A 17624-nucleotide genomic window follows, 5' to 3' on the forward strand; every position below is an offset into this window, starting at 1 on the left:
CATGCTGATTCCTCGTCGAGTCAAGCACCGCAAGCAGCACCACCCGGGTCGCTCGGGCGCTGCCAAGGGCGGCACCAAGATCGCGTTCGGCGACTACGGCATCCAGGCCCTCGAGCCCGCCTACGTCACCAACCGCCAGATCGAGTCCGCTCGTATCGCCATGACCCGGTACATGAAGCGTGGTGGGAAGGTGTGGATCAACATCTACCCGGACCGCCCGCTGACCAAGAAGCCGGCCGAGACCCGCATGGGTTCCGGCAAGGGCTCCCCCGAGTGGTGGATCGCCAACATCAAGCCCGGCCGCGTCATGTTCGAGGTCTCGGGTGTCTCCGAGGAGGTGGCCCGCGAGGCCATGCGTCTGGCGATGCACAAGCTCCCGATGAAGTGCCGCTTCGTTCGGCGTGAGGGTGGTGACATCTGATGGCAGTCGGATCCAAGGACCTGACGTCGGAGAACCTGCGTGGTCTCGACGACGACCGCCTGGTCGACGAGCTGCGCAAGGCCAAGGAGGAGCTGTTCAACCTCCGCTTCCAGTCGGCCACCGGCCAGCTGGACAACCACGGCCGGCTGCGCGCGGTCCGCAAGGACATCGCCCGCATCTACACCGAGCTGCGTGAGCGCGAGCTCGGGATCGGACAGGCTCCGGCCACGACGGAGGAGTCGGCATGAGTGAGAACGTGAAGGATGGGGCCGTGACGGCGACCGACCGCAACTACCGCAAGACCCGCCAGGGTTACGTGGTCAGCGACAAGATGGACAAGACCGTCGTGGTCGAGGTCGAGGACCGCGTCAAGCACGCGCTCTACGGCAAGGTCATCCGTCGCTCGAGCAAGGTCAAGGCGCACGACGAGCAGAACGCCGCCGGCATCGGTGACCGCGTCCTGATCATGGAGACGCGACCGCTGTCGGCCACCAAGCGCTGGCGTGTCGTCGAGATCCTCGAGAAGGCCAAGTAAGCACCTGCGGGCTCGCCCGCATCCCCGGCCCGCGCGGCCGCCCCTCCCCGGAAGGGCGGCTGCGGGACCGGACCAAGACCACCACAGTTCGGCCAGGCTCGCCCGAGGGTGAGAACCAGCTCGACGACAGGAGTGAGAAGTGATCCAGCAGGAGTCGCGACTGCGCGTCGCCGACAACACCGGTGCCAAGGAGATCCTGTGCATCCGTGTTCTCGGTGGCTCGGGTCGTCGTTACGCCGGCATCGGTGACGTGATCGTCGCCGCCGTCAAGGACGCCATCCCGGGCGGCAACGTCAAGAAGGGCGACGTCGTCAAGGCGGTCATCGTGCGCACCACCAAGGAGCGCCGGCGTCCGGACGGCAGCTACATCAAGTTCGACGAGAACGCCGCCGTCATCCTCAAGGGCGACGGCGACCCGCGTGGCACCCGCATCTTCGGCCCCGTGGGCCGCGAGCTGCGTGAGAAGAAGTTCATGAAGATCATCTCGCTGGCGCCGGAGGTGCTCTGAGCCATGGCTGCAAAGATGAAGATCAAGAAGGGCGACCTCGTCCAGGTCCTCACGGGCAAGGACAAGGCCAAGCAGGGCAAGGTCATCGCGGTGTACCCCGAGACCCAGCGCGTGCTGGTCGAGGGCGTCAACCGGGTGACCCGCCACACCAAGGCCGGCCAGTCGGCCCGCGGCACCCGCACCGGTGGCCTGGTCGTCCAGGAGGCCGCGATCCACGTGAGCAACGTGGCCATCGTCGACCCGTCCGACAAGAAGCCGACCCGGGTCAAGACCCGCGTCGAGACCGTCGAGCGTGGCGGCCGTGAGAAGGCGAGCCGCACCCGTGTCGCGGTGCGCTCGGGCAAGGACCTGTGAGGAACATGACTGACACCATCGCCGAGAAGTCGGCCCCGCGCCTGAAGACGCGATACTCCGACGAGATCAAGGGCCAGCTGCTCGAGCAGTTCGGCTACGCGAACGTCATGCAGGTGCCCGGCGTCGTCAAGGTCGTCGTCAACATGGGTGTCGGCGACGCCGCCAAGGACGCCAAGCTCATCGAGGGCGCCATCCGCGACCTGTCCGCCATCACCGGCCAGAAGCCGCTGGTGACCAAGGCCCGCAAGTCGATCGCGCAGTTCAAGCTGCGCGAGGGCATGCCGATCGGTGCGCACACCACGCTGCGCGGCGACCGCATGTGGGAGTTCCTGGACCGGCTCGTGTCCGTCGCGCTGCCCCGCATCCGCGACTTCCGCGGCCTGTCGCCGAAGCAGTTCGACGGCAAGGGCAACTACACCTTCGGCCTGACCGAGCAGTCGATGTTCCACGAGATCGACCAGGACCGGATCGACCGCGTGCGTGGCATGGACATCACCGTGGTGACCACGGCCACCAACGACGACGAGGGCCGCGCCCTGCTCAAGGCGCTCGGCTTCCCCTTCAAGGAGAACTGACATGGCGAAGACCGCCCTGGTCAACAAGGCCAACAAGAAGCCGAAGTTCAAGGTCCGCGGCTACACGCGCTGCCAGCGCTGCGGCCGTCCGCACTCGGTCTACCGCAAGTTCGGCCTGTGCCGGATCTGCCTGCGGGAGATGGCCCACCGCGGCGAGCTCCCCGGCGTGACCAAGAGCTCCTGGTAAGACCCCACCCATCCACGAATTTCTTCTACATCGAAGGTCGCTGCGCGACAGGCGCAGTGAAACCGCGGTGAGAGAGGGCGGAGAAGCCCATGACCATGACTGACCCGATTGCGGACATGCTGACCCGCGTCCGGAACGCCAACTCGGCGCACCACGACGCAGTCTCCATGCCGTTTTCCAAGCTCAAGTCCCACATCGCCGAGATCCTCCAGGCCGAGGGCTACATCGCCGGCTGGAAGGTCGAGGACGCCGAGGTCGGCAAGACGCTGACCATCGAGCTGAAGTACGGCCCCAACCGCGAGCGTTCCATCGCCGGCGTGCGCCGTGTCTCCAAGCCCGGTCTGCGCGTCTACGCCAAGTCGACGAACCTGCCCAAGGTGCTCGGCGGCCTCGGTGTGGCCATCATTTCCACCTCGTCTGGCCTCCTCACGGACCGCCAGGCCGCGACCAAGGGTGTGGGCGGGGAAGTCCTCGCCTACGTCTGGTAAGGGGATTCGACATGTCGCGAATCGGACGACTTCCGGTCGCCATCCCGAGCGGTGTCGACATCACCATCGACGGCCAGTCCGTCACGGTGAAGGGCCCCAAGGGTGAGCTCAGCCACGTCGTGGCCGAGCCCATCACCGTCGAGCAGGCCGACGGCACCGTCGAGGTGAAGCGCCCCAACGACGAGCGCCAGTCCCGTGCCCTGCACGGCCTGACCCGGTCGCTCATCAACAACATGGTCCTCGGTGTCACCGAGGGCTATGAGAAGAAGATGGAGATCCACGGCACGGGCTACCGCGTGGCCAACAAGGGCGGCAGCCTGGAGTTCGCGCTCGGCTACAGCCACCCCATCACCGTGGAGGCCCCCGAGGGCATCTCCTTCGCCGTCGAGAACCCCACCCGCTTCGCGGTCCAGGGCATCGACAAGCAGCTGGTTGGCGAGGTTGCCGCGAACATCCGCAAGCTCCGCAAGCCCGACCCGTACAAGGGCAAGGGCGTGCGGTACGCGGGCGAGCACATCCGTCGCAAGGTCGGAAAGGCTGGTAAGTAAGCCATGGCAATGACCGTCAAGCGAGCCAAGGGCAAGTCCGCCGCGCGCGGACGTCGTCACCTGCGCCTGCGCAAGAAGGTGACCGGGACCACCGTCCGTCCGCGCCTGGTCGTGTCGCGTTCGTCGCGCCACGTCTTCGTGCAGATCGTCGACGACACGGTCGGCAAGACCGTCGCGTCGGCGTCCACGATGGAGGCGGACCTGCGCACCTTCGAGGGCGACAAGACCGCGAAGGCGCGCAAGGTCGGCGAGCTGCTCGCCGAGCGCGCCAAGAGCGCCGGCGTCGAGGCCGTCGTCTTCGACCGGGGTGGCAACCGCTACCACGGCCGGGTCGCCGCGATCGCCGAGGGCGCCCGCGAGGGTGGGCTGGCCCTGTGACCGCCATGAACACCGCAACCGTTGAGATGAGGAACATCTGATGCCCGGACCCCAGCGTCGAGGCACCGGCGCCGCCGGCGGCGACAACCGCGGCGAGCGCGGCGACCGCCGCGGCGGTCGTGACAACCGTCGTGACGGCGGTCGCGACCAGGCCGAGAAGAGCCAGTACGTCGAGCGCGTGGTGACCATCAACCGCGTGGCCAAGGTCGTCAAGGGTGGCCGCCGCTTCAGCTTCACCGCCCTCGTGGTGGTGGGTGACGGCGACGGCACCGTGGGCGTCGGCTACGGCAAGGCCAAGGAGGTCCCCGCGGCGATCGCCAAGGGTGTCGAGGAGGCCAAGAAGCAGTTCTTCAAGGTCCCGCGCATCCAGGGCACCATCCCGCACCCCGTCCAGGGTGAGGCCGCCGCGGGCGTCGTCATGCTCCGTCCCGCCGCCCCCGGTACCGGTGTCATCGCCGGTGGCCCGGTGCGTGCGGTGCTGGAGTGCGCCGGCATCCACGACGTGCTCTCCAAGTCCCTGGGCTCGGACAACGCCATCAACATCGTCCACGCGACGGTCGAGGCCCTGCGTGGCCTCGAGCGTCCCGAGGCCGTGGCCGCCCGTCGTGGCCTGCCGGTCGACCAGGTCGCGCCGGCTGCCATGCTGCGCGCCCAGGCCGCCGGCCGCGAGGCCGCGAAGGCTGGTGCCTGATGGCTCGTCTGAAGGTGACCCAGACCCGTTCCGAGATCGGTGGCAAGCAGAACCAGCGCGACACCCTGCGCAGCCTCGGTCTGAAGCGCATTGGCGACGTCGTCGTCAAGGAGGACCGTCCCGAGATCCGCGGGATGGTCAAGACGGTGACCCACCTGGTCTCCGTCGAGGAGGTTGACTGACCATGGCCGAGAAGAAGGCCACTGCGAAGAAGCCCGCCGCCAAGGCTGCGGCTCCCGAGGCCAAGGCCTCGGAGGGCTCGGCCCTCAAGCTGCACCACCTGCGTCCGGCCCCCGGTGCCAAGACCGCCAAGACCCGCGTGGGTCGCGGTGAGGGCTCCAAGGGCAAGACCGCCGGTCGTGGCACCAAGGGCTCCAAGGCCCGCTACCAGGTGCCCGAGCGGTTCGAGGGTGGCGCCATGCCGCTGCACATGCGGCTGCCGAAGCTGCGCGGCTTCAAGAACCCGTTCAAGGTGGAGTACCAGGTCGTCAACCTCGACCGCCTCTCCGCCCTCTACCCCCAGGGTGGTGACGTGACCGTCGCCGACCTCGTGGCCAAGGGTGCCGTCCGTGACGGCTACCCGGTCAAGGTGCTCGGCACCGGCGAGATCGACGTCAAGGTCGCCGTGACCGTCGACGCGGTCTCGGCCAGCGCCAAGGAGAAGATCGAGGCCGCCGGCGGCTCGGTCGCCTCGGCCTGACCACCCTGCACCACGACGTATGCCGCGGGCTCACGACTCGGTGAGCCCGCGGCATACGTGTCTGGCGCCTCGTGCGCCGCGGCACGGACCGCTCGCCGCGTGCAGCCGGCGCCCCTGCGTGCGGGCCACGCCCCTCGAAACGCCTGCCCGTACGGCGCTGCGAGACTCCCGGGGTATCGTTCTCGGGATTGCCTGACCGTTCCCGCGGGAGATACCCGCGCCACCAGGAGGACCTGTGCTCACCGCCTTCACCCGCGCGTTCAAGACGCCGGACCTGCGCAGGAAGCTGCTGTTCACGCTCTTCATCATCGTGATCTTCCGGTTGGGCTCGCACGTGCCCGTCCCGGGCGTGAGCTACTCGGCCGTGCAGGCCTGCATCAAGAGCGCGCCGAAGAACTCCGGCGTGCTGGGCCTGGCAAACCTCTTCAGCGGCGGCGCGCTGCTCCAGCTGTCGATCTTTGCGCTCGGGATCATGCCGTACATCACGGCCAGCATCATCGTGCAGCTGCTCACCGTGGTCATCCCGCGGTTCGAGGCCCTCAAGAAGGAGGGCCAGCAGGGCCAGACCAAGATGACGCAGTACACGCGGTACCTCACCATCGGCCTGGCGGTGCTGCAGTCCTCGACGCTCATCACGTTCGCGCAGAACCCCTCGGCCCTGTTCGGGCCGGACTGCACCAAGATCCTGCCCAACGAGTCGATCCCGACCCTGGTCATCATGGTCCTCACCATGACCGCCGGCACCGGCGTCGTCATGTGGCTCGGTGAGCTCGTCACCGACAAGGGCATCGGCAACGGCATGTCGCTGCTGATCTTCACCTCCATCGCCAGCTCGTTCCCCGGCTCGCTGTGGGCGATCCAGCAGCAGGACGGCCGCTGGGACGTCTTCGTCGGCGTCATCCTGCTGGGCTTCCTCATCATCGCCCTGGTGGTCTTCGTCGAGCAGAGCCAGCGGCGGATCCCGGTCCAGTACGCCAAGCGGCAGGTGGGCCGCCAGATGTACGGCGGCACCTCGACCTACATCCCGCTCAAGGTCAACATGGCCGGCGTCATCCCCGTGATCTTCGCCTCCTCGCTGCTCGCACTGCCCTCGCTGGTGGCACAGTTCAACCGGTCGGCCACCGGTGACCAGGCCGGCTGGGTGACGTGGGTCGAGCAGCACCTCGTGCGGGGTGACCACCCGATCTACATGGCGACGTACATCGCGCTGATCCTGTTCTTCACGTTCTTCTACGTGTCGATCACGTTCAACCCGGTCGAGGTCGCCGACAACATGAAGCGCTACGGCGGCTTCATCCCAGGTATCCGCGCCGGGCGACCCACGGCCGAGTACCTCGACTACGTGCTCACCCGCATCACGGTCCCCGGGGCCATCTACCTCGGCCTCATCTCGCTGATCCCGCTCATCGCGCTGGTGCTCGTCAACGCCAACCAGAACTTCCCGTTCGGTGGCACCTCCATCCTCATCATCGTCGGTGTGGGGCTGGAGACCGTGAAGCAGATCGAGTCCCAGCTGCAGCAGCGTCACTACGAAGGGTTCCTCCGGTAAATGCGCCTCATCATCCTCGGCCCGCCCGGTGCCGGTAAGGGCACGCAGGCCGCGAAGATCGCCGCCGAGTTCGGCATCCCGGCCGTCTCGACGGGTGACATCTTCCGCGCCAACATCAAGAACGAGACCCCCCTGGGCCTGCAGGTCAAGGAGGTGCTCGCCTCCGGTGGCTACGTCACCGACGAGATCACCAACGCGATCGTGCGCGACCGCCTGTTCGAGGCCGACGCCGAGCAGGGCTTCCTGCTCGACGGGTACCCGCGCACCGCTGCCCAGGTCGACGCCCTCGACGCGATCCTCGCCGAGCACGACCACCGCCTCGAGGCCGTGCTCGAGCTCACCGTCGACGAGGACGCCGTGGTCCAGCGGCTGCTCAAGCGCGCCGAGGAGCAGGGGCGCGACGACGACACCGAGGAGGTCATCCGCGAGCGGCAGGCGATCTACCGTCGCGAGACGGCACCCCTGACGGAGGTCTACTCCGGCCGCGGCCTGCTGGTGCAGGTCGACGGCATGGGCACGGTGGACGAGGTGTTCGAGCGGATCAGCGCGGCGCTGCGAGGGGCTGCGTCGTCCTGATGTTCGGCAGGTCCCGACTCGACACCAAGACCCCCGACCAGCTCCTGCGGATGCGCAGGGCCGGCCTGGTGGTCGGCCAGACCCTCCAGCTCATGGCCCAGACGGTGCGTCCGGGCATGACCACCCGCCAGCTCGACGAGCTGGCGGAGGAGCACATCCGCGGCTGCGGCGCGACGCCGTCCTTCCTGGGTTACCACGGCTTCACCGGCAGCCTGTGCACCTCGGTCAACGAGGAGGTCGTGCACGGCATCCCCGGCGGTCGGGTGCTCGAGCAGGGCGACCTCATCTCGATCGACTGCGGTGCCATCGTGGACGGGTGGCACGGTGACGCCGCGCTGTCCCTGGTCGTCGGCGGGCGCGACGCCGCCCGGCCCGAGGACCTCGAGCTCATCGACGCCACCGAGGACTCGATGTGGGCCGGCATCGCCGCCCTGGCGGTGGGCGAGTCGCTGTATGCCGTCGGCGCCGCCGTCGAGGACAGCCTCGTCGAGGCGGGCGAGCGGTCGGGGCGCGAGTACGGCATCGTCGAGGACTACGTCGGCCACGGCATCGGCACCGAGATGCACCAGGACCCGCAGGTCCCCAACTACCGCGTGCGCGACCGGGGCCCCACGGTGCGGTCCGGGCTGACCGTCGCCATCGAGCCGATGGTCACCCTCGGCAGCGCCGACACCCGCGTCCTCGAGGACGACTGGACCGTCGTGACGACCGACGGGTCCCGGGCGGCGCACTGGGAGAACTCCGTGGCCGTCACCGACGACGGCCTCTGGGTGCTCACCGCCCTGGACGGGGGCCAGGAGCGGCTCGAGGCCGCCGGCGTCCCCTTCGCCCCCCTCGGCTGACTGCCCTTTCCCACTGTTGCCAGTAGGTGGTCACGGGGCGGCCGTTTCGAGTGGGCGGTGGGCATCTGGTGGCAACAAGTGGGGTCCGAGCACGATTTCGTGCTCAGCGGGGGTCTGGCGTAGACTGATGCGTCGGTGCGCGACCTGCGCGCCGTATTCGTGTGTCCGCCGTCCGGGTGGACACGACAGCAGATTGTGGAGGCTATGGCCAAGAAGGACGGTGTCATCGAGATCGAGGGCACGATCGTCGAGGCTCTCCCGAACGCCATGTTCCGGGTGGAGCTGACCAACGGTCACAAGGTTCTCGCGCACATCTCGGGGAAGATGCGTCAGCACTACATCCGGATCCTCCCCGAGGACCGCGTGGTGGTGGAGCTCAGCCCGTACGACCTGACCCGTGGCCGGATCGTCTTCCGCTACCGCTGAACAGCAACACCTGGCGGCCCACCCGGGTCGACAGTGCCAGATCGACTGAAGCAGAGGCTATGAAGGTCCAGCCGAGCGTCAAGAAGATCTGCGACAAGTGCAAGGTGATCCGCCGTCACGGCCGGGTCATGGTGATCTGCGAGAACCTGCGCCACAAGCAGCGCCAGGGCTGAGCAGCTCCACCACCGGGACCGCCCGCGGACCCGGACCCCGCACGACCTCGCAGCTTCGCGAGACGCACAAGTGAAGAACTGCAGTACCCGGCCCCTGTGCGCGGTGTTCCCACACCGACCAGGACGTCACCCCCGGCCCGGAGGCCGGGGACCGGTGCCCCGAGGCAGACCTCGGGACCCAGCCCGGACCGGTACTGCTCCAGACCTCCGGGACAACCAAAGGAATCCACAAGATGGCACGTCTTGTCGGTGTGGACCTGCCGCGCGAGAAGCGCGTCGAGGTCGCTCTCACCTACATCTTCGGGGTCGGTCGCACGACCGCCCAGGCGGCCCTGGCCACCACGGGGGTCAACCCCGACACCCGCGTCCGTGAGCTCACGGACGAGGACCTGGTCAAGCTCCGCGACTACATCGAGGCGAACGTCAAGCACGAGGGTGACCTCCGACGCGAGATCGCCGCTGACATCCGCCGCAAGGTCGAGATCGGCTCCTACGAGGGCCTTCGTCACCGCCGCGGTCTCCCGGTGCGCGGTCAGCGCACGAAGACGAACGCTCGCACCCGCAAGGGCCCGAAGCGCACCGTCGCCGGCAAGAAGAAGGTTGGTAAGTAATGCCCCCCAAGAGCCGTACCGCGGGCGCCAAGAAGGTGCGCCGCAAGGAGAAGAAGAACGTCGCCGTGGGCCAGGCCCACATCAAGAGCACGTTCAACAACACCATCATCTCGATCACGGACCCGACCGGTGCGGTGATCTCGTGGGCCTCTGCCGGCCAGGTCGGCTTCAAGGGCTCGCGCAAGTCCACCCCGTACGCCGCGCAGATGGCCGCGGAGGCCGCCGCCCGCCGCGCCATGGAGCACGGCATGCGCAAGGTCGACGTCTTCGTCAAGGGCCCGGGCTCCGGTCGTGAGACCGCCATCCGGTCCCTGACCGCCGCCGGCCTCGAGGTCGGCGCGATCAGCGACGTCACCCCCTCGCCGCACAACGGTGTCCGCCCGCCCAAGCGCCGGCGCGTCTGAGCTACGGGACAGGAGAGAGTAGAGAACCATGGCCCGTTACACCGGACCCATCACCAAGAAGTCTCGTCGCCTCAAGGTCGACCTCGTCGGCGGTGACAAGAACTTCGAGCTCCGTCCCTTCCCGCCCGGCCAGCACGGCCGTCGCCGGATGCAGGAGAAGGAGTACCTCACCCAGCTGCAGGAGAAGCAGAAGGCCCGCTTCACCTACGGCGTCATGGAGAAGCAGTTCCGCGGTTACTACGAGGAGGCCTCGCGCCGCTCGGGCAAGACCGGTGAGAACCTGCTGCAGATCCTCGAGTCCCGCCTGGACAACGTGGTCTACCGCGCCGGCCTGGCCCGCACCCGTCGTGCGGCCCGCCAGCTGGTGACCCACGGCCACTTCGAGGTCAACGGCGTGCGCGTGGACGTCCCGTCCTACCGCGTCGAGCAGTACGACATCATCACCGTCCGCGCCAAGTCCGTGGAGACCTTCCCGTTCGAGCTGGCCCGCCAGACCTACGGCGACCGCCCGACCCCGGCCTGGCTCCAGGTCGTCCCGGGCTCGCTGCAGATCCTGGTGCACCAGCTGCCCGTCCGTGAGCAGATCGACACGATCCTCACCGAGCAGCTGATCGTCGAGCTCTACTCGAAGAACTGACCCACCACGTGCGTATGCCGCGTGCCCACCTCGCGCACGCGGCATACGGCGGGGTCTGGCCCGGACCACGGACAGAGGTGGACCGGCCGGCCGGCTGAGAACCGGCGACTTCATCGGCGTCATATAGCGGTCGCCGAAGGAAAGGAAACAGCGTGCTCATCGCACAGCGCCCCACGCTCAGCGAAGACGTCGTTGCGGACAACCGCAGCCGCTTCGTCATCGAGCCCCTCGAGCCCGGCTTCGGCTACACGCTCGGCAACTCCCTGCGTCGCACCCTGCTCTCGAGCATCCCGGGCGCCTCGGTCACCAGCATCCGCATCGACGGCGTGCTGCACGAGTTCTCCACGATCCCCGGGGTCAAGGAGGACGTCACCGAGATCATCCTCAACATCAAGCAGCTCGTGGTCTCCTCGGAGCACGACGAGCCGGTCGTGATGTACCTGCGCAAGCAGGGCGCCGGCGCGGTCACCGCCGCCGACATCGCCCCGCCGGCGGGCGTCGAGGTGCACAACCCCGACCTGCACATCGCCACGCTGAACGGCAAGGGCAAGATCGAGATGGAGCTGACTGTCGAGCGCGGTCGCGGCTACGTCTCGGCGCAGCAGAACAAGTCCGGTGACCAGGAGATCGGCCGCATCCCGGTCGACTCGATCTACAGCCCGGTGCTGGCCGTGACCTACAAGGTCGAGGCCACCCGCGTGGAGCAGCGCACCGACTTCGACAAGCTGATCGTCGACATCGAGACCAAGAACTCGATGGCCCCGCGTGACGCGATGGCCTCCGCCGGCAAGACGCTGGTCGAGCTGTTCGGCCTGGCCCGCGAGCTCAACGTCGAGGCCGAGGGCATCGACATGGGCCCGTCGCCGACCGACGCCGCCCTGGCCGCCGACCTGGCGCTGCCGATCGAGGACCTCGACCTGACGGTCCGGTCGTACAACTGCCTCAAGCGCGAGGGCATCCACACCGTGGGTGAGCTCGTGGGTCGCAGCGAGGCCGACCTGCTCGACATCCGCAACTTCGGTGCGAAGTCGATCGACGAGGTCAAGGCCAAGCTCGCCGGCATGGGCCTGGCGCTCAAGGACAGCCCGCCCGGGTTCGACCCCTCCGCGATCGCCGACAACTACGGCGACTACGACGACGACTTCTCCGACGACGGCCGCGCGCTGGCCGAGGACGAGCAGCTCTGACCAACCGCCGCTGACCGCCGGGACCGGCCCTGCCGGGCCCGGTCGGTCACACACCAAGGAGAACCTACGAAATGCCTACCCCCACCAAGGGTCCCCGTCTCGGCGGCGGTCCGGCGCACGAGCGGCTGATCCTGGCCAACCTGGCCACGTCGCTGTTCGAGCACGACTCGATCACCACCACCGAGGCCAAGGCCAAGCGCCTGCGCCCGCTGGCCGAGCGGCTGGTGACCTTCGCCAAGCGCGGTGACCTGCACGCCCGTCGCCGGGTCCTGTCCGTCATCTCCGACAAGGGTGTCGTGCACCGTCTCTTCACCGAGATCGCGCCCGACATGGCCGAGCGCCAGGGCGGCTACACCCGCATCACCAAGATCGGCGCCCGCAAGGGCGACAACGCCCCCATGGCCGTGATCGAGCTCGTCCGCGAGCCCGTGGCCAAGAAGGCGACGGTCAAGGAGGCGGAGGCCGCCACCAAGCGCGCCGCCAAGCAGGCCGAGGCCAAGGACGCTGCCGCCGAGACCAAGGCGGCCGAGGACGAGGCGAAGGTCGAGGAGACCGAGGCCACGACCACCGAGGCGACCGAGTCCGAGGCGACCGAGACCGAGGCCATCGAGGTCCCGGCCGGCGCCGTCGTCGCGAACGAGGACGGCTCCTCGCCCGATGAGGCCTACACGGTCAAGGGCAACCGCGACTCGGGCAAGTACCACGAGCCCGACGGCCAGTGGTTCGAGCAGACCCACGCCGAGTTCTGGTTCAAGTCCGCCAAGGACGCCGAGGCCGCAGGCTTCACCAAGGCCGGCGCCTGACGCCAGCAGCACGACAGCCGAACGGGCCGTCCACCCCTGCGGGGGTGGGCGGCCCGTTCCGCGTTCAGGCGTCGCGGAACGCGCCGGCGAGCGGCAGGATCAGCAGCACCAGCACCATCGGCACGGCGAAGCCGATCCGCAACGAGCCCGCGCCCACCGCGCCGGTCAGCACCGCGCCGAGCAGGCCGCCGACGTAGTTGAACTGGTTGAACCGGGCGATGACGGCGTCCACCCGTGCCCGCCGCGCCTCGGGGTCCACGCCGCCCCCGGCGACGGCCGCCGCGGCGGAGAAGCTCAGTGGCGCGATGACCGCGACCGACCCGCCGAGCACCGTGAACCCCAGCACGGCGACGGGCCAAATCGGGGAGAAGACGATGACCGCGAGGGCGACGGCCGCGACGACCGCCCCCGACCGCAGGAGGGGGACCGGCCCCCACCGGTCGACCGCCGCGTCGCCGCCGAGCCGGGAGGCGCCGCTCGCGACGAGGTAGGGCAGCGTGGCCAGGGGGAGCAGCCAGTTCGGTGCGTCGTGGGCCGAGCGGAGGAAGACCGGGCCCCACGTCGTGGCGGCGGTGTCGACCATGTAGAAGAGCACCATCGCCGCCCCCAGCACCAGGATCCGCCGCCACGGGACGGAGGCGGAGGCTGCGGCCGGGGCCACCGGCGTGACGTCGTGGGGCAGGAACGGTGCGGCAGCAGCGAGGGCGCCCAGCACCGCGAGCGGCAGCAGGCCCACCGTGAGACCGGCACCGCTGACGGCGATGGCCACGAGTGTGGCCGCGATGCCGCCCAGGGTCCACGCGCCGTGGAACGTCGGCAGGATGGTGCGGCCGTAGCGGTGCTCGAGCGCGACCGCCTGCATGTTCGTCGTGGCGTCGATGGACCCGAGCGCGAGACCGTATGCCGCCAGGCCCGCCACGAAGACCGGCTCGACGGGGGCGAGGGCCACCACGGCGAGGCCGAGGCCGGCGAGGACCAGGGCGCCGCGCAGCACCGTGGCGCTGCCGGCGCGCTTGGCCCCGAGCTCCGCCAGCACCGAGCCCAGCCCGGCGAGCAGGACGACCATGAGCAGCAGGCCCGAGACCACGAGCTCGCTCAGCCCCCACTGGTCCTGGAACCGCGGGAGCCGGGTGGTGAGCGAGATGAAGAGCAGCCCCTGGGCGCCGAAGGCGGCCGCCACGGCCCGACGGTGCGTGGACAGCGGGGTGCGGTCGAGGTCCGTGCCGGTCACCGCCCCACTGTGGCAGAGGGTGCCCGGACCGTCGGTAGGCTCGCCACCATGTCGACCGCGTCGCCGCCCCTGCGCGTGCGCCTCGACGTCTCCTACGACGGGACGGACTTCTCCGGGTGGGCGGCGCAGCCCGGGCTGCGAACCGTCGAGGGCGAGCTCTCGGCCGCGCTGGGCACCCTGCTGCGCGCGACCGCACCCGTCCGGCTCGTCGTCGCCGGCCGCACCGACGCGGGCGTGCACGCGCGCGGCCAGGTCGTGCACCTCGACCCCGACCCCCAGGCCTGGGCGGCCCTGCCGGGGCGGTCGGACCGCTCACCCGAGGCCTCCGCACTGACCCGGCTGCGCGGCATCCTGCCGCCGGACGTCGTGGTGCGGGCCGTGGGCGTGGCCCCGGCCGGCTTCGACGCCCGGTTCTCGGCCCTGCGCCGCCGCTACCGGTACCGGCTGTGCGACCGGCCGGAGGCGGTCGACCCGCTGCGGCGCCGGGACACGGTGGCGACCAGGCGCCCGCTCGACGAGCGCCTGCTGGACGAGGCCGCCCGGTCGCTGGTCGGGCTGCGCGACTTCGCCGCCTTCTGCAAGCGCCGCGAGGGGGCGACGACGGTCCGGACACTGCTGGACTACCGGTGGGAGCGCGGAGCCGACGGTGTCCTGGAGGCCCGGGTCGTCGCCGACGCCTTCTGCCACTCGATGGTCCGCTCGCTCGTCGGCGCCGTGGTCCCGGTGGGGGAGGGGCGCCGCCCGGTGGGGTGGCCGGCCGAGGTGCTGCGCGCCGCACGGCGCGACCCCGGAGTCGTCGTCATGCCGCCGCACGGCCTCTCGCTCGAGGAGGTCGTCTATCCCGAGGACGGGCAGCTCGCGACGCGCGCGCAGGAGGCCCGGTCGGTGCGGACGCTGGAGTGAGCGCCCGGCCGTCAGTGTGTCAGGGCGCCATCGCGGCGTAGCCCGCCGCGCTGTGGATCGCCAGCCCCGCGAAGGACGGCGAGGAGGCGTAGGCCGCGACGACCTGGTCGAGCTGCACCTGCATCTGCGCGAGCGTGGAGCCGTGGAACGTCTGCTTCACCTCGACGGGGTCGGTGCCGAGGTCGTCGGTCTCCTGGCCGATCCGCACCGGCACCCCGAGAGCCGTGCCGGCGGCGACCGCCTTCGCGGACAGGGCGATCGTGCCGTCGGGGCCCGCGGCCGTGTTGCGGTAGGCCATCACGGTGACGCCCTTGGTGCGGCGCATGACCTCGCGGTCGAGGGTCGACGTGCCGGCCGGGACCTCGTCGAGCCAGAACGGGATGTCCGCCTCGATCGGGACCGTGCCCGCGGCCTTGACCAGCGTGTCGAGGGTGGAGAGGTACGTGCGGACGACCGTCGCGCGCTTCGTCTGCCAGGCCGCGGTGGCGTACGGCTCGATGTCGACGTGGACCCCGCTGAACAGGTGGGTCGCGATGGCCGGCCTGAGCCAGTTGTCGACCACCCAGGTGGGGTTGTCCACCCAGCCCGGGTCGCCGCCCAGGGCGTCGATGCGCAGGCCTCGCTGGCGGGCCAGGGTGCTGAGCTGGGTGAGCTGCGCCAGCTGGGGTGAGCTGCCCACGGTGGGCGGCACCGCGGCATACAGCTGACCGATGCCACGGTCGACGGCGAGGTCGACCACGGCTTGCGGGTTGCTGGTGTCCCAGACCCACATCGCCCGTGCGGCGCCGGGTGGGACCTGCTCGACGACCGCCTCGGCCCGCAGCGCGGCGGTGGCCCCCACGGCCGTGATCGCGAGCAGAGCCACGACCGCGACCCTAACCAGGGCGTGGCTCAGGCGCAGGCTGCGGGTCACGCTGGAATTCCTCCTTCGGCGCACGTGGCCGGTTGCGTCCGTTGGCGGCTTTTTCGTTGCGGACTGCATCCAGTGTCCGGTGCAGTGGAGGGTGCCTCGCGACAACTTGGACAACCCTTTACCTGCTTCTCCTCCGTTCGGCGGAACAGGGCCCGCGAAAAGGGGGTGACGGGCCGCCCCCCGTGCCGGACCATGGCTTTCGTGGGCCACCTCGACATCAACTCCGTCGGCTTCGTCCTGCCCGACGGCAGGCCGCTGCTCGCGGAGGTGTCCCTGCGGGTGGGGGAGGGCGCCAAGGTGGCGCTCATCGGCCCCAACGGCACGGGCAAGACGACGCTGGGGCGGATCGTCGCCGGAGACCTCGTGGCCCACCAGGGCACGGTGACCCGGTCCGGCGGGCTGGGCGTGATGCGCCAGTTCATCGGCTCGGTCCGCGACGAGTCGACGGTCCGTGACCTGCTGGTCTCCGTGGCGCCCGAGCCGGTGCGCCGGGCCGCCGCGGAGATCGACCGCACCGAGCTGCTCATGATGGAGCGCGACAGCGAGGCCGACCAGCTGGCCTACGCGCAGGCGCTCGTCGACTGGGCCGACGCCGGCGGGTACGAGTACGAGACCCTCTGGGACGTCTGCACCGTCGCCGCGCTGGGCATCCCGTTCGAGCAGTCCCAGTGGCGCAGGGTGGCGACGCTGTCCGGGGGCGAGCAGAAGAGGGTCGTCCTCGAGGCCCTGCTGCGCGGCCCCGAGGAGGTCCTCCTGCTCGACGAGCCGGACAACTACCTCGACGTGCCGGCCAAGCGGTGGCTCGAGGAGCAGCTCGTCTCCTCGCCCAAGACGGTCCTTTTCGTCAGCCACGACCGCGAGCTGCTCGACCGCGTGGCCACCCGGATCGCGACCCTGGAGCCGGGCGCGGCCGGGTCGACGCTGTGGGTGCACCCAGGGCGGTTCTCGACGTACCACCGGGCGCGCGAGGACCGGAACGCCAAGCTCGAGGAGCTGCGCCGGCGCTGGGACGAGGAGCAGGCCAAGCTCAAGGCGCTGGTGGTGATGTACCGGCAGAAGGCGGCCTACAACTCCGACATGGCGCCCAAGCTGCAGGCGGCCGAGACGCGGCTGCGCCGGTTCGAGGAGGCCGGACCGCCCGAGGCCGTGCCGCAGCGCCAGAACGTGCGGATGCGGCTCACCGGCGGCCGGACCGCCAAGCGCGCCGTCATCGCCGAGGGCCTGGAGCTCACCGGCCTGATGCGGCCGTTCGACCTCGAGGTCTGGTATGGCGAGCGGGTCGCCGTCCTGGGCAGCAACGGGTCGGGCAAGTCCCACTTCCTGCGGCTCGTGGCGGCCGGCGGCTCCGACCCGGACGTCGAGCACCAGCCCGTCGGTGACGTCCGTCCTGCTCCGGTCGCGCACACGGGCCGGCTCCGGCTCGGGTCCCGGGTCCGCCCCGGGTGGTTCGCCCAGACCCACGACCAGCCGGCGCTCGCGGGCCGGACGCTGCTGGAGATCCTGCACCGCGGGGACGAGCACCGCGCCGGGCGGCCGCGTGAGGAGGCCGCCAGGGTGCTCGACCGGTACGGGCTGGCCCGGGCCTCGGAGCAGACGTTCGACTCGCTGTCCGGAGGCCAGCAGGCGCGGTTCCAGATCCTGCTGCTCGAGCTCTCGGGCGCGACCTGCCTGCTGCTCGACGAGCCGACCGACAACCTCGACCTGCACTCCGCCGAGGCGCTCGAGGAGGGGCTCGCGGCCTTCGAGGGCACCGTCCTCGCGGTCACGCACGACCGCTGGTTCGCGCGCGGGTTCGACCGGTTCCTCGTCTTCGGCCAGGACGGCCGGGTGTACGAGTCGGACGGCCCCGTGGGACGAGGGCAGGGTGGCGCGGGCCCGCTGACCTGCGAAGGTCAAGACTTCGCAATTTCTTGCGGAAATTTGCACACCGGCTCTGGCGGGTCCGATCTGCCCGGTCCTAGGGTGCAGCGTCCCCCTCGCAGCA

At 70.0% G+C, this 17624-nt stretch carries 26 protein-coding genes and 1 pseudogene; 25 read left to right on the forward strand and 2 right to left on the reverse strand.

What is annotated here, in order from left to right:
* The first annotated feature begins 1 nt into the window (after window position 1).
* The 23 genes from rplP to rplQ all read left to right on the forward strand — a co-directional run bounded on the left by rplP (window position 2) and on the right by rplQ (window position 12593).
* The gene (gene rplP, locus ACYVDO_RS16855; RefSeq protein WP_056883301.1) at window positions 2–421 is read left to right on the forward strand and encodes a 50S ribosomal protein L16; all 420 of its coding nucleotides are present in this window, start codon (window positions 2–4) and stop codon (window positions 419–421) included.
* Window positions 421–669, forward strand: coding sequence for a 50S ribosomal protein L29 (gene rpmC, locus ACYVDO_RS16860; RefSeq protein WP_310154220.1), 249 nt, complete (start codon window positions 421–423; stop codon window positions 667–669). Before rplP ends, rpmC begins: the two co-directional genes overlap by 1 nt.
* Window positions 666–956 carry a 30S ribosomal protein S17 gene (gene rpsQ / locus ACYVDO_RS16865; RefSeq protein ID WP_460938022.1) on the forward strand — a complete coding sequence of 97 codons (291 nt, stop codon included), beginning with the start codon at window positions 666–668 and terminating at the stop codon, window positions 954–956. Before rpmC ends, rpsQ begins: the two co-directional genes overlap by 4 nt.
* A gap of 139 nt (window positions 957–1095) precedes the next feature.
* A complete protein-coding gene (gene rplN / locus ACYVDO_RS16870) occupies window positions 1096–1464 on the forward strand; it encodes a 50S ribosomal protein L14 (protein WP_154684475.1) in 369 nt (122 codons plus the stop codon).
* 3 nt (window positions 1465–1467) lie between these two features.
* Entirely contained in the window at window positions 1468–1818 is a 351-nt protein-coding gene (gene rplX, locus ACYVDO_RS16875; RefSeq protein ID WP_460938024.1) for a 50S ribosomal protein L24, read from the forward strand.
* Between the two features lie 5 nt (window positions 1819–1823).
* Window positions 1824–2393 carry a 50S ribosomal protein L5 gene (rplE, locus tag ACYVDO_RS16880; protein WP_460938026.1) on the forward strand — a complete coding sequence of 190 codons (570 nt, stop codon included), beginning with the start codon at window positions 1824–1826 and terminating at the stop codon, window positions 2391–2393.
* Window position 2394: 1 nt separating this feature from the next.
* Window positions 2395–2580: a type Z 30S ribosomal protein S14 gene (locus ACYVDO_RS16885; RefSeq protein ID WP_035902511.1), complete on the forward strand. Its 186-nt coding sequence runs from the start codon at window positions 2395–2397 to the stop codon at window positions 2578–2580.
* Between the two features lie 89 nt (window positions 2581–2669).
* The gene (gene rpsH, locus ACYVDO_RS16890) at window positions 2670–3068 is read left to right on the forward strand and encodes a 30S ribosomal protein S8 (RefSeq protein ID WP_310154238.1); all 399 of its coding nucleotides are present in this window, start codon (window positions 2670–2672) and stop codon (window positions 3066–3068) included.
* 11 nt (window positions 3069–3079) lie between these two features.
* Complete coding sequence (gene rplF / locus ACYVDO_RS16895) at window positions 3080–3616, forward strand: 50S ribosomal protein L6 (RefSeq protein WP_460938029.1); 537 nt, start codon at window positions 3080–3082, stop codon at window positions 3614–3616.
* Window positions 3617–3619: 3 nt separating this feature from the next.
* A complete protein-coding gene (rplR, locus tag ACYVDO_RS16900) occupies window positions 3620–3994 on the forward strand; it encodes a 50S ribosomal protein L18 (RefSeq protein WP_460938031.1) in 375 nt (124 codons plus the stop codon).
* A 40-nt stretch (window positions 3995–4034) separates the two neighbouring features.
* Complete coding sequence (rpsE, locus tag ACYVDO_RS16905) at window positions 4035–4685, forward strand: 30S ribosomal protein S5 (protein ID WP_310154247.1); 651 nt, start codon at window positions 4035–4037, stop codon at window positions 4683–4685.
* Complete coding sequence (gene rpmD / locus ACYVDO_RS16910) at window positions 4685–4867, forward strand: 50S ribosomal protein L30 (RefSeq protein WP_020143226.1); 183 nt, start codon at window positions 4685–4687, stop codon at window positions 4865–4867. The genes rpsE and rpmD overlap by 1 nt, the downstream gene beginning before the upstream one ends.
* Before the next feature lie 2 nt (window positions 4868–4869).
* A complete protein-coding gene (gene rplO / locus ACYVDO_RS16915) occupies window positions 4870–5385 on the forward strand; it encodes a 50S ribosomal protein L15 (protein ID WP_460938034.1) in 516 nt (171 codons plus the stop codon).
* 235 nt (window positions 5386–5620) lie between these two features.
* A complete protein-coding gene (secY, locus tag ACYVDO_RS16920) occupies window positions 5621–6934 on the forward strand; it encodes a preprotein translocase subunit SecY (protein WP_325104821.1) in 1314 nt (437 codons plus the stop codon).
* Window positions 6935–7510 (forward strand): adenylate kinase, encoded by a 576-nt coding sequence (locus ACYVDO_RS16925; RefSeq protein WP_325104820.1) that lies wholly within the window; start codon window positions 6935–6937, stop codon window positions 7508–7510.
* Window positions 7510–8352 (forward strand): type I methionyl aminopeptidase, encoded by an 843-nt coding sequence (gene map, locus ACYVDO_RS16930; RefSeq protein WP_460938037.1) that lies wholly within the window; start codon window positions 7510–7512, stop codon window positions 8350–8352. Before ACYVDO_RS16925 ends, map begins: the two co-directional genes overlap by 1 nt.
* A 204-nt stretch (window positions 8353–8556) precedes the next feature.
* Window positions 8557–8778, forward strand: coding sequence for a translation initiation factor IF-1 (gene infA / locus ACYVDO_RS16935; protein WP_006946284.1), 222 nt, complete (start codon window positions 8557–8559; stop codon window positions 8776–8778).
* Between the two features lie 59 nt (window positions 8779–8837).
* Window positions 8838–8951 carry a 50S ribosomal protein L36 gene (gene rpmJ / locus ACYVDO_RS16940; RefSeq protein WP_010148647.1) on the forward strand — a complete coding sequence of 38 codons (114 nt, stop codon included), beginning with the start codon at window positions 8838–8840 and terminating at the stop codon, window positions 8949–8951.
* A gap of 233 nt (window positions 8952–9184) precedes the next feature.
* Window positions 9185–9562 (forward strand): 30S ribosomal protein S13, encoded by a 378-nt coding sequence (rpsM, locus tag ACYVDO_RS16945; protein ID WP_460938039.1) that lies wholly within the window; start codon window positions 9185–9187, stop codon window positions 9560–9562.
* Window positions 9562–9966, forward strand: a complete 405-nt coding sequence (gene rpsK, locus ACYVDO_RS16950) for a 30S ribosomal protein S11 (protein WP_310154356.1) — start codon at window positions 9562–9564, stop codon at window positions 9964–9966. Before rpsM ends, rpsK begins: the two co-directional genes overlap by 1 nt.
* A 28-nt stretch (window positions 9967–9994) precedes the next feature.
* A complete protein-coding gene (gene rpsD / locus ACYVDO_RS16955; RefSeq protein WP_460938042.1) occupies window positions 9995–10603 on the forward strand; it encodes a 30S ribosomal protein S4 in 609 nt (202 codons plus the stop codon).
* Window positions 10604–10755: 152 nt separating this feature from the next.
* Complete coding sequence (locus tag ACYVDO_RS16960) at window positions 10756–11790, forward strand: DNA-directed RNA polymerase subunit alpha (RefSeq protein WP_460938044.1); 1035 nt, start codon at window positions 10756–10758, stop codon at window positions 11788–11790.
* Window positions 11791–11861: 71 nt separating this feature from the next.
* Window positions 11862–12593: a 50S ribosomal protein L17, sunset domain variant gene (rplQ, locus tag ACYVDO_RS16965; RefSeq protein WP_460938046.1), complete on the forward strand. Its 732-nt coding sequence runs from the start codon at window positions 11862–11864 to the stop codon at window positions 12591–12593.
* Window positions 12594–12657: 64 nt separating this feature from the next.
* On the opposite strand, the gene ACYVDO_RS16970 is transcribed toward rplQ, so the two are convergent.
* Window positions 12658–13824 (reverse strand): MFS transporter, encoded by a 1167-nt coding sequence (locus ACYVDO_RS16970; RefSeq protein ID WP_460938048.1) that lies wholly within the window; start codon window positions 13822–13824, stop codon window positions 12658–12660.
* A 48-nt stretch (window positions 13825–13872) separates the two neighbouring features.
* Between ACYVDO_RS16970 and truA the strand changes: the two genes are divergently transcribed.
* Window positions 13873–14727 carry a tRNA pseudouridine(38-40) synthase TruA gene (gene truA / locus ACYVDO_RS16975; protein ID WP_460938050.1) on the forward strand — a complete coding sequence of 285 codons (855 nt, stop codon included), beginning with the start codon at window positions 13873–13875 and terminating at the stop codon, window positions 14725–14727.
* Window positions 14728–14746: 19 nt separating this feature from the next.
* On the opposite strand, the gene ACYVDO_RS16980 is transcribed toward truA, so the two are convergent.
* Window positions 14747–15640, reverse strand: coding sequence for a hypothetical protein (locus ACYVDO_RS16980; protein ID WP_460938052.1), 894 nt, complete (start codon window positions 15638–15640; stop codon window positions 14747–14749).
* A 201-nt stretch (window positions 15641–15841) separates the two neighbouring features.
* Here ACYVDO_RS16980 and ACYVDO_RS16985 point away from each other — a divergent pair.
* Window positions 15842–17522, forward strand: a pseudogene (locus ACYVDO_RS16985) (ABC-F family ATP-binding cassette domain-containing protein).
* Window positions 17523–17624: the final 102 nt, after the last annotated feature.

It is taken from the genome of Phycicoccus ginsengisoli, assembly GCF_054779295.1.

Excerpts from the sequence above, each read along its gene's own strand:
- rplX (WP_460938024.1), top strand. The coding sequence starts at position 1,468 with ATGGCTGCAAAGATGAAGATCAAGAAGGGCGACCTCGTCCAGGTCCTC.
- rplO (WP_460938034.1), top strand. The coding sequence starts at position 4,870 with ATGGCCGAGAAGAAGGCCACTGCGAAGAAGCCCGCCGCCAAGGCTGCG.
- map (WP_460938037.1), top strand. The coding sequence starts at position 7,510 with ATGTTCGGCAGGTCCCGACTCGACACCAAGACCCCCGACCAGCTCCTG.
- rpsD (WP_460938042.1), top strand. The coding sequence starts at position 9,995 with ATGGCCCGTTACACCGGACCCATCACCAAGAAGTCTCGTCGCCTCAAG.
- rplE (WP_460938026.1), top strand. The coding sequence starts at position 1,824 with ATGACTGACACCATCGCCGAGAAGTCGGCCCCGCGCCTGAAGACGCGA.
- ACYVDO_RS16925 (WP_325104820.1), top strand. The coding sequence starts at position 6,935 with ATGCGCCTCATCATCCTCGGCCCGCCCGGTGCCGGTAAGGGCACGCAG.
- truA (WP_460938050.1), top strand. The coding sequence starts at position 13,873 with ATGTCGACCGCGTCGCCGCCCCTGCGCGTGCGCCTCGACGTCTCCTAC.
- ACYVDO_RS16885 (WP_035902511.1), top strand. The coding sequence starts at position 2,395 with ATGGCGAAGACCGCCCTGGTCAACAAGGCCAACAAGAAGCCGAAGTTC.
- rpmC (WP_310154220.1), top strand. The coding sequence starts at position 421 with ATGGCAGTCGGATCCAAGGACCTGACGTCGGAGAACCTGCGTGGTCTC.
- rplF (WP_460938029.1), top strand. The coding sequence starts at position 3,080 with ATGTCGCGAATCGGACGACTTCCGGTCGCCATCCCGAGCGGTGTCGAC.
- rplP (WP_056883301.1), top strand. The coding sequence starts at position 2 with ATGCTGATTCCTCGTCGAGTCAAGCACCGCAAGCAGCACCACCCGGGT.
- rplR (WP_460938031.1), top strand. The coding sequence starts at position 3,620 with ATGGCAATGACCGTCAAGCGAGCCAAGGGCAAGTCCGCCGCGCGCGGA.
- rpsK (WP_310154356.1), top strand. The coding sequence starts at position 9,562 with ATGCCCCCCAAGAGCCGTACCGCGGGCGCCAAGAAGGTGCGCCGCAAG.
- rplQ (WP_460938046.1), top strand. The coding sequence starts at position 11,862 with ATGCCTACCCCCACCAAGGGTCCCCGTCTCGGCGGCGGTCCGGCGCAC.
- rpsQ (WP_460938022.1), top strand. The coding sequence starts at position 666 with ATGAGTGAGAACGTGAAGGATGGGGCCGTGACGGCGACCGACCGCAAC.
- rpsH (WP_310154238.1), top strand. The coding sequence starts at position 2,670 with ATGACCATGACTGACCCGATTGCGGACATGCTGACCCGCGTCCGGAAC.
- rpsM (WP_460938039.1), top strand. The coding sequence starts at position 9,185 with ATGGCACGTCTTGTCGGTGTGGACCTGCCGCGCGAGAAGCGCGTCGAG.
- infA (WP_006946284.1), top strand. The coding sequence starts at position 8,557 with ATGGCCAAGAAGGACGGTGTCATCGAGATCGAGGGCACGATCGTCGAG.
- rpmD (WP_020143226.1), top strand. The coding sequence starts at position 4,685 with ATGGCTCGTCTGAAGGTGACCCAGACCCGTTCCGAGATCGGTGGCAAG.
- rpmJ (WP_010148647.1), top strand. The coding sequence starts at position 8,838 with ATGAAGGTCCAGCCGAGCGTCAAGAAGATCTGCGACAAGTGCAAGGTG.
- rpsE (WP_310154247.1), top strand. The coding sequence starts at position 4,035 with ATGCCCGGACCCCAGCGTCGAGGCACCGGCGCCGCCGGCGGCGACAAC.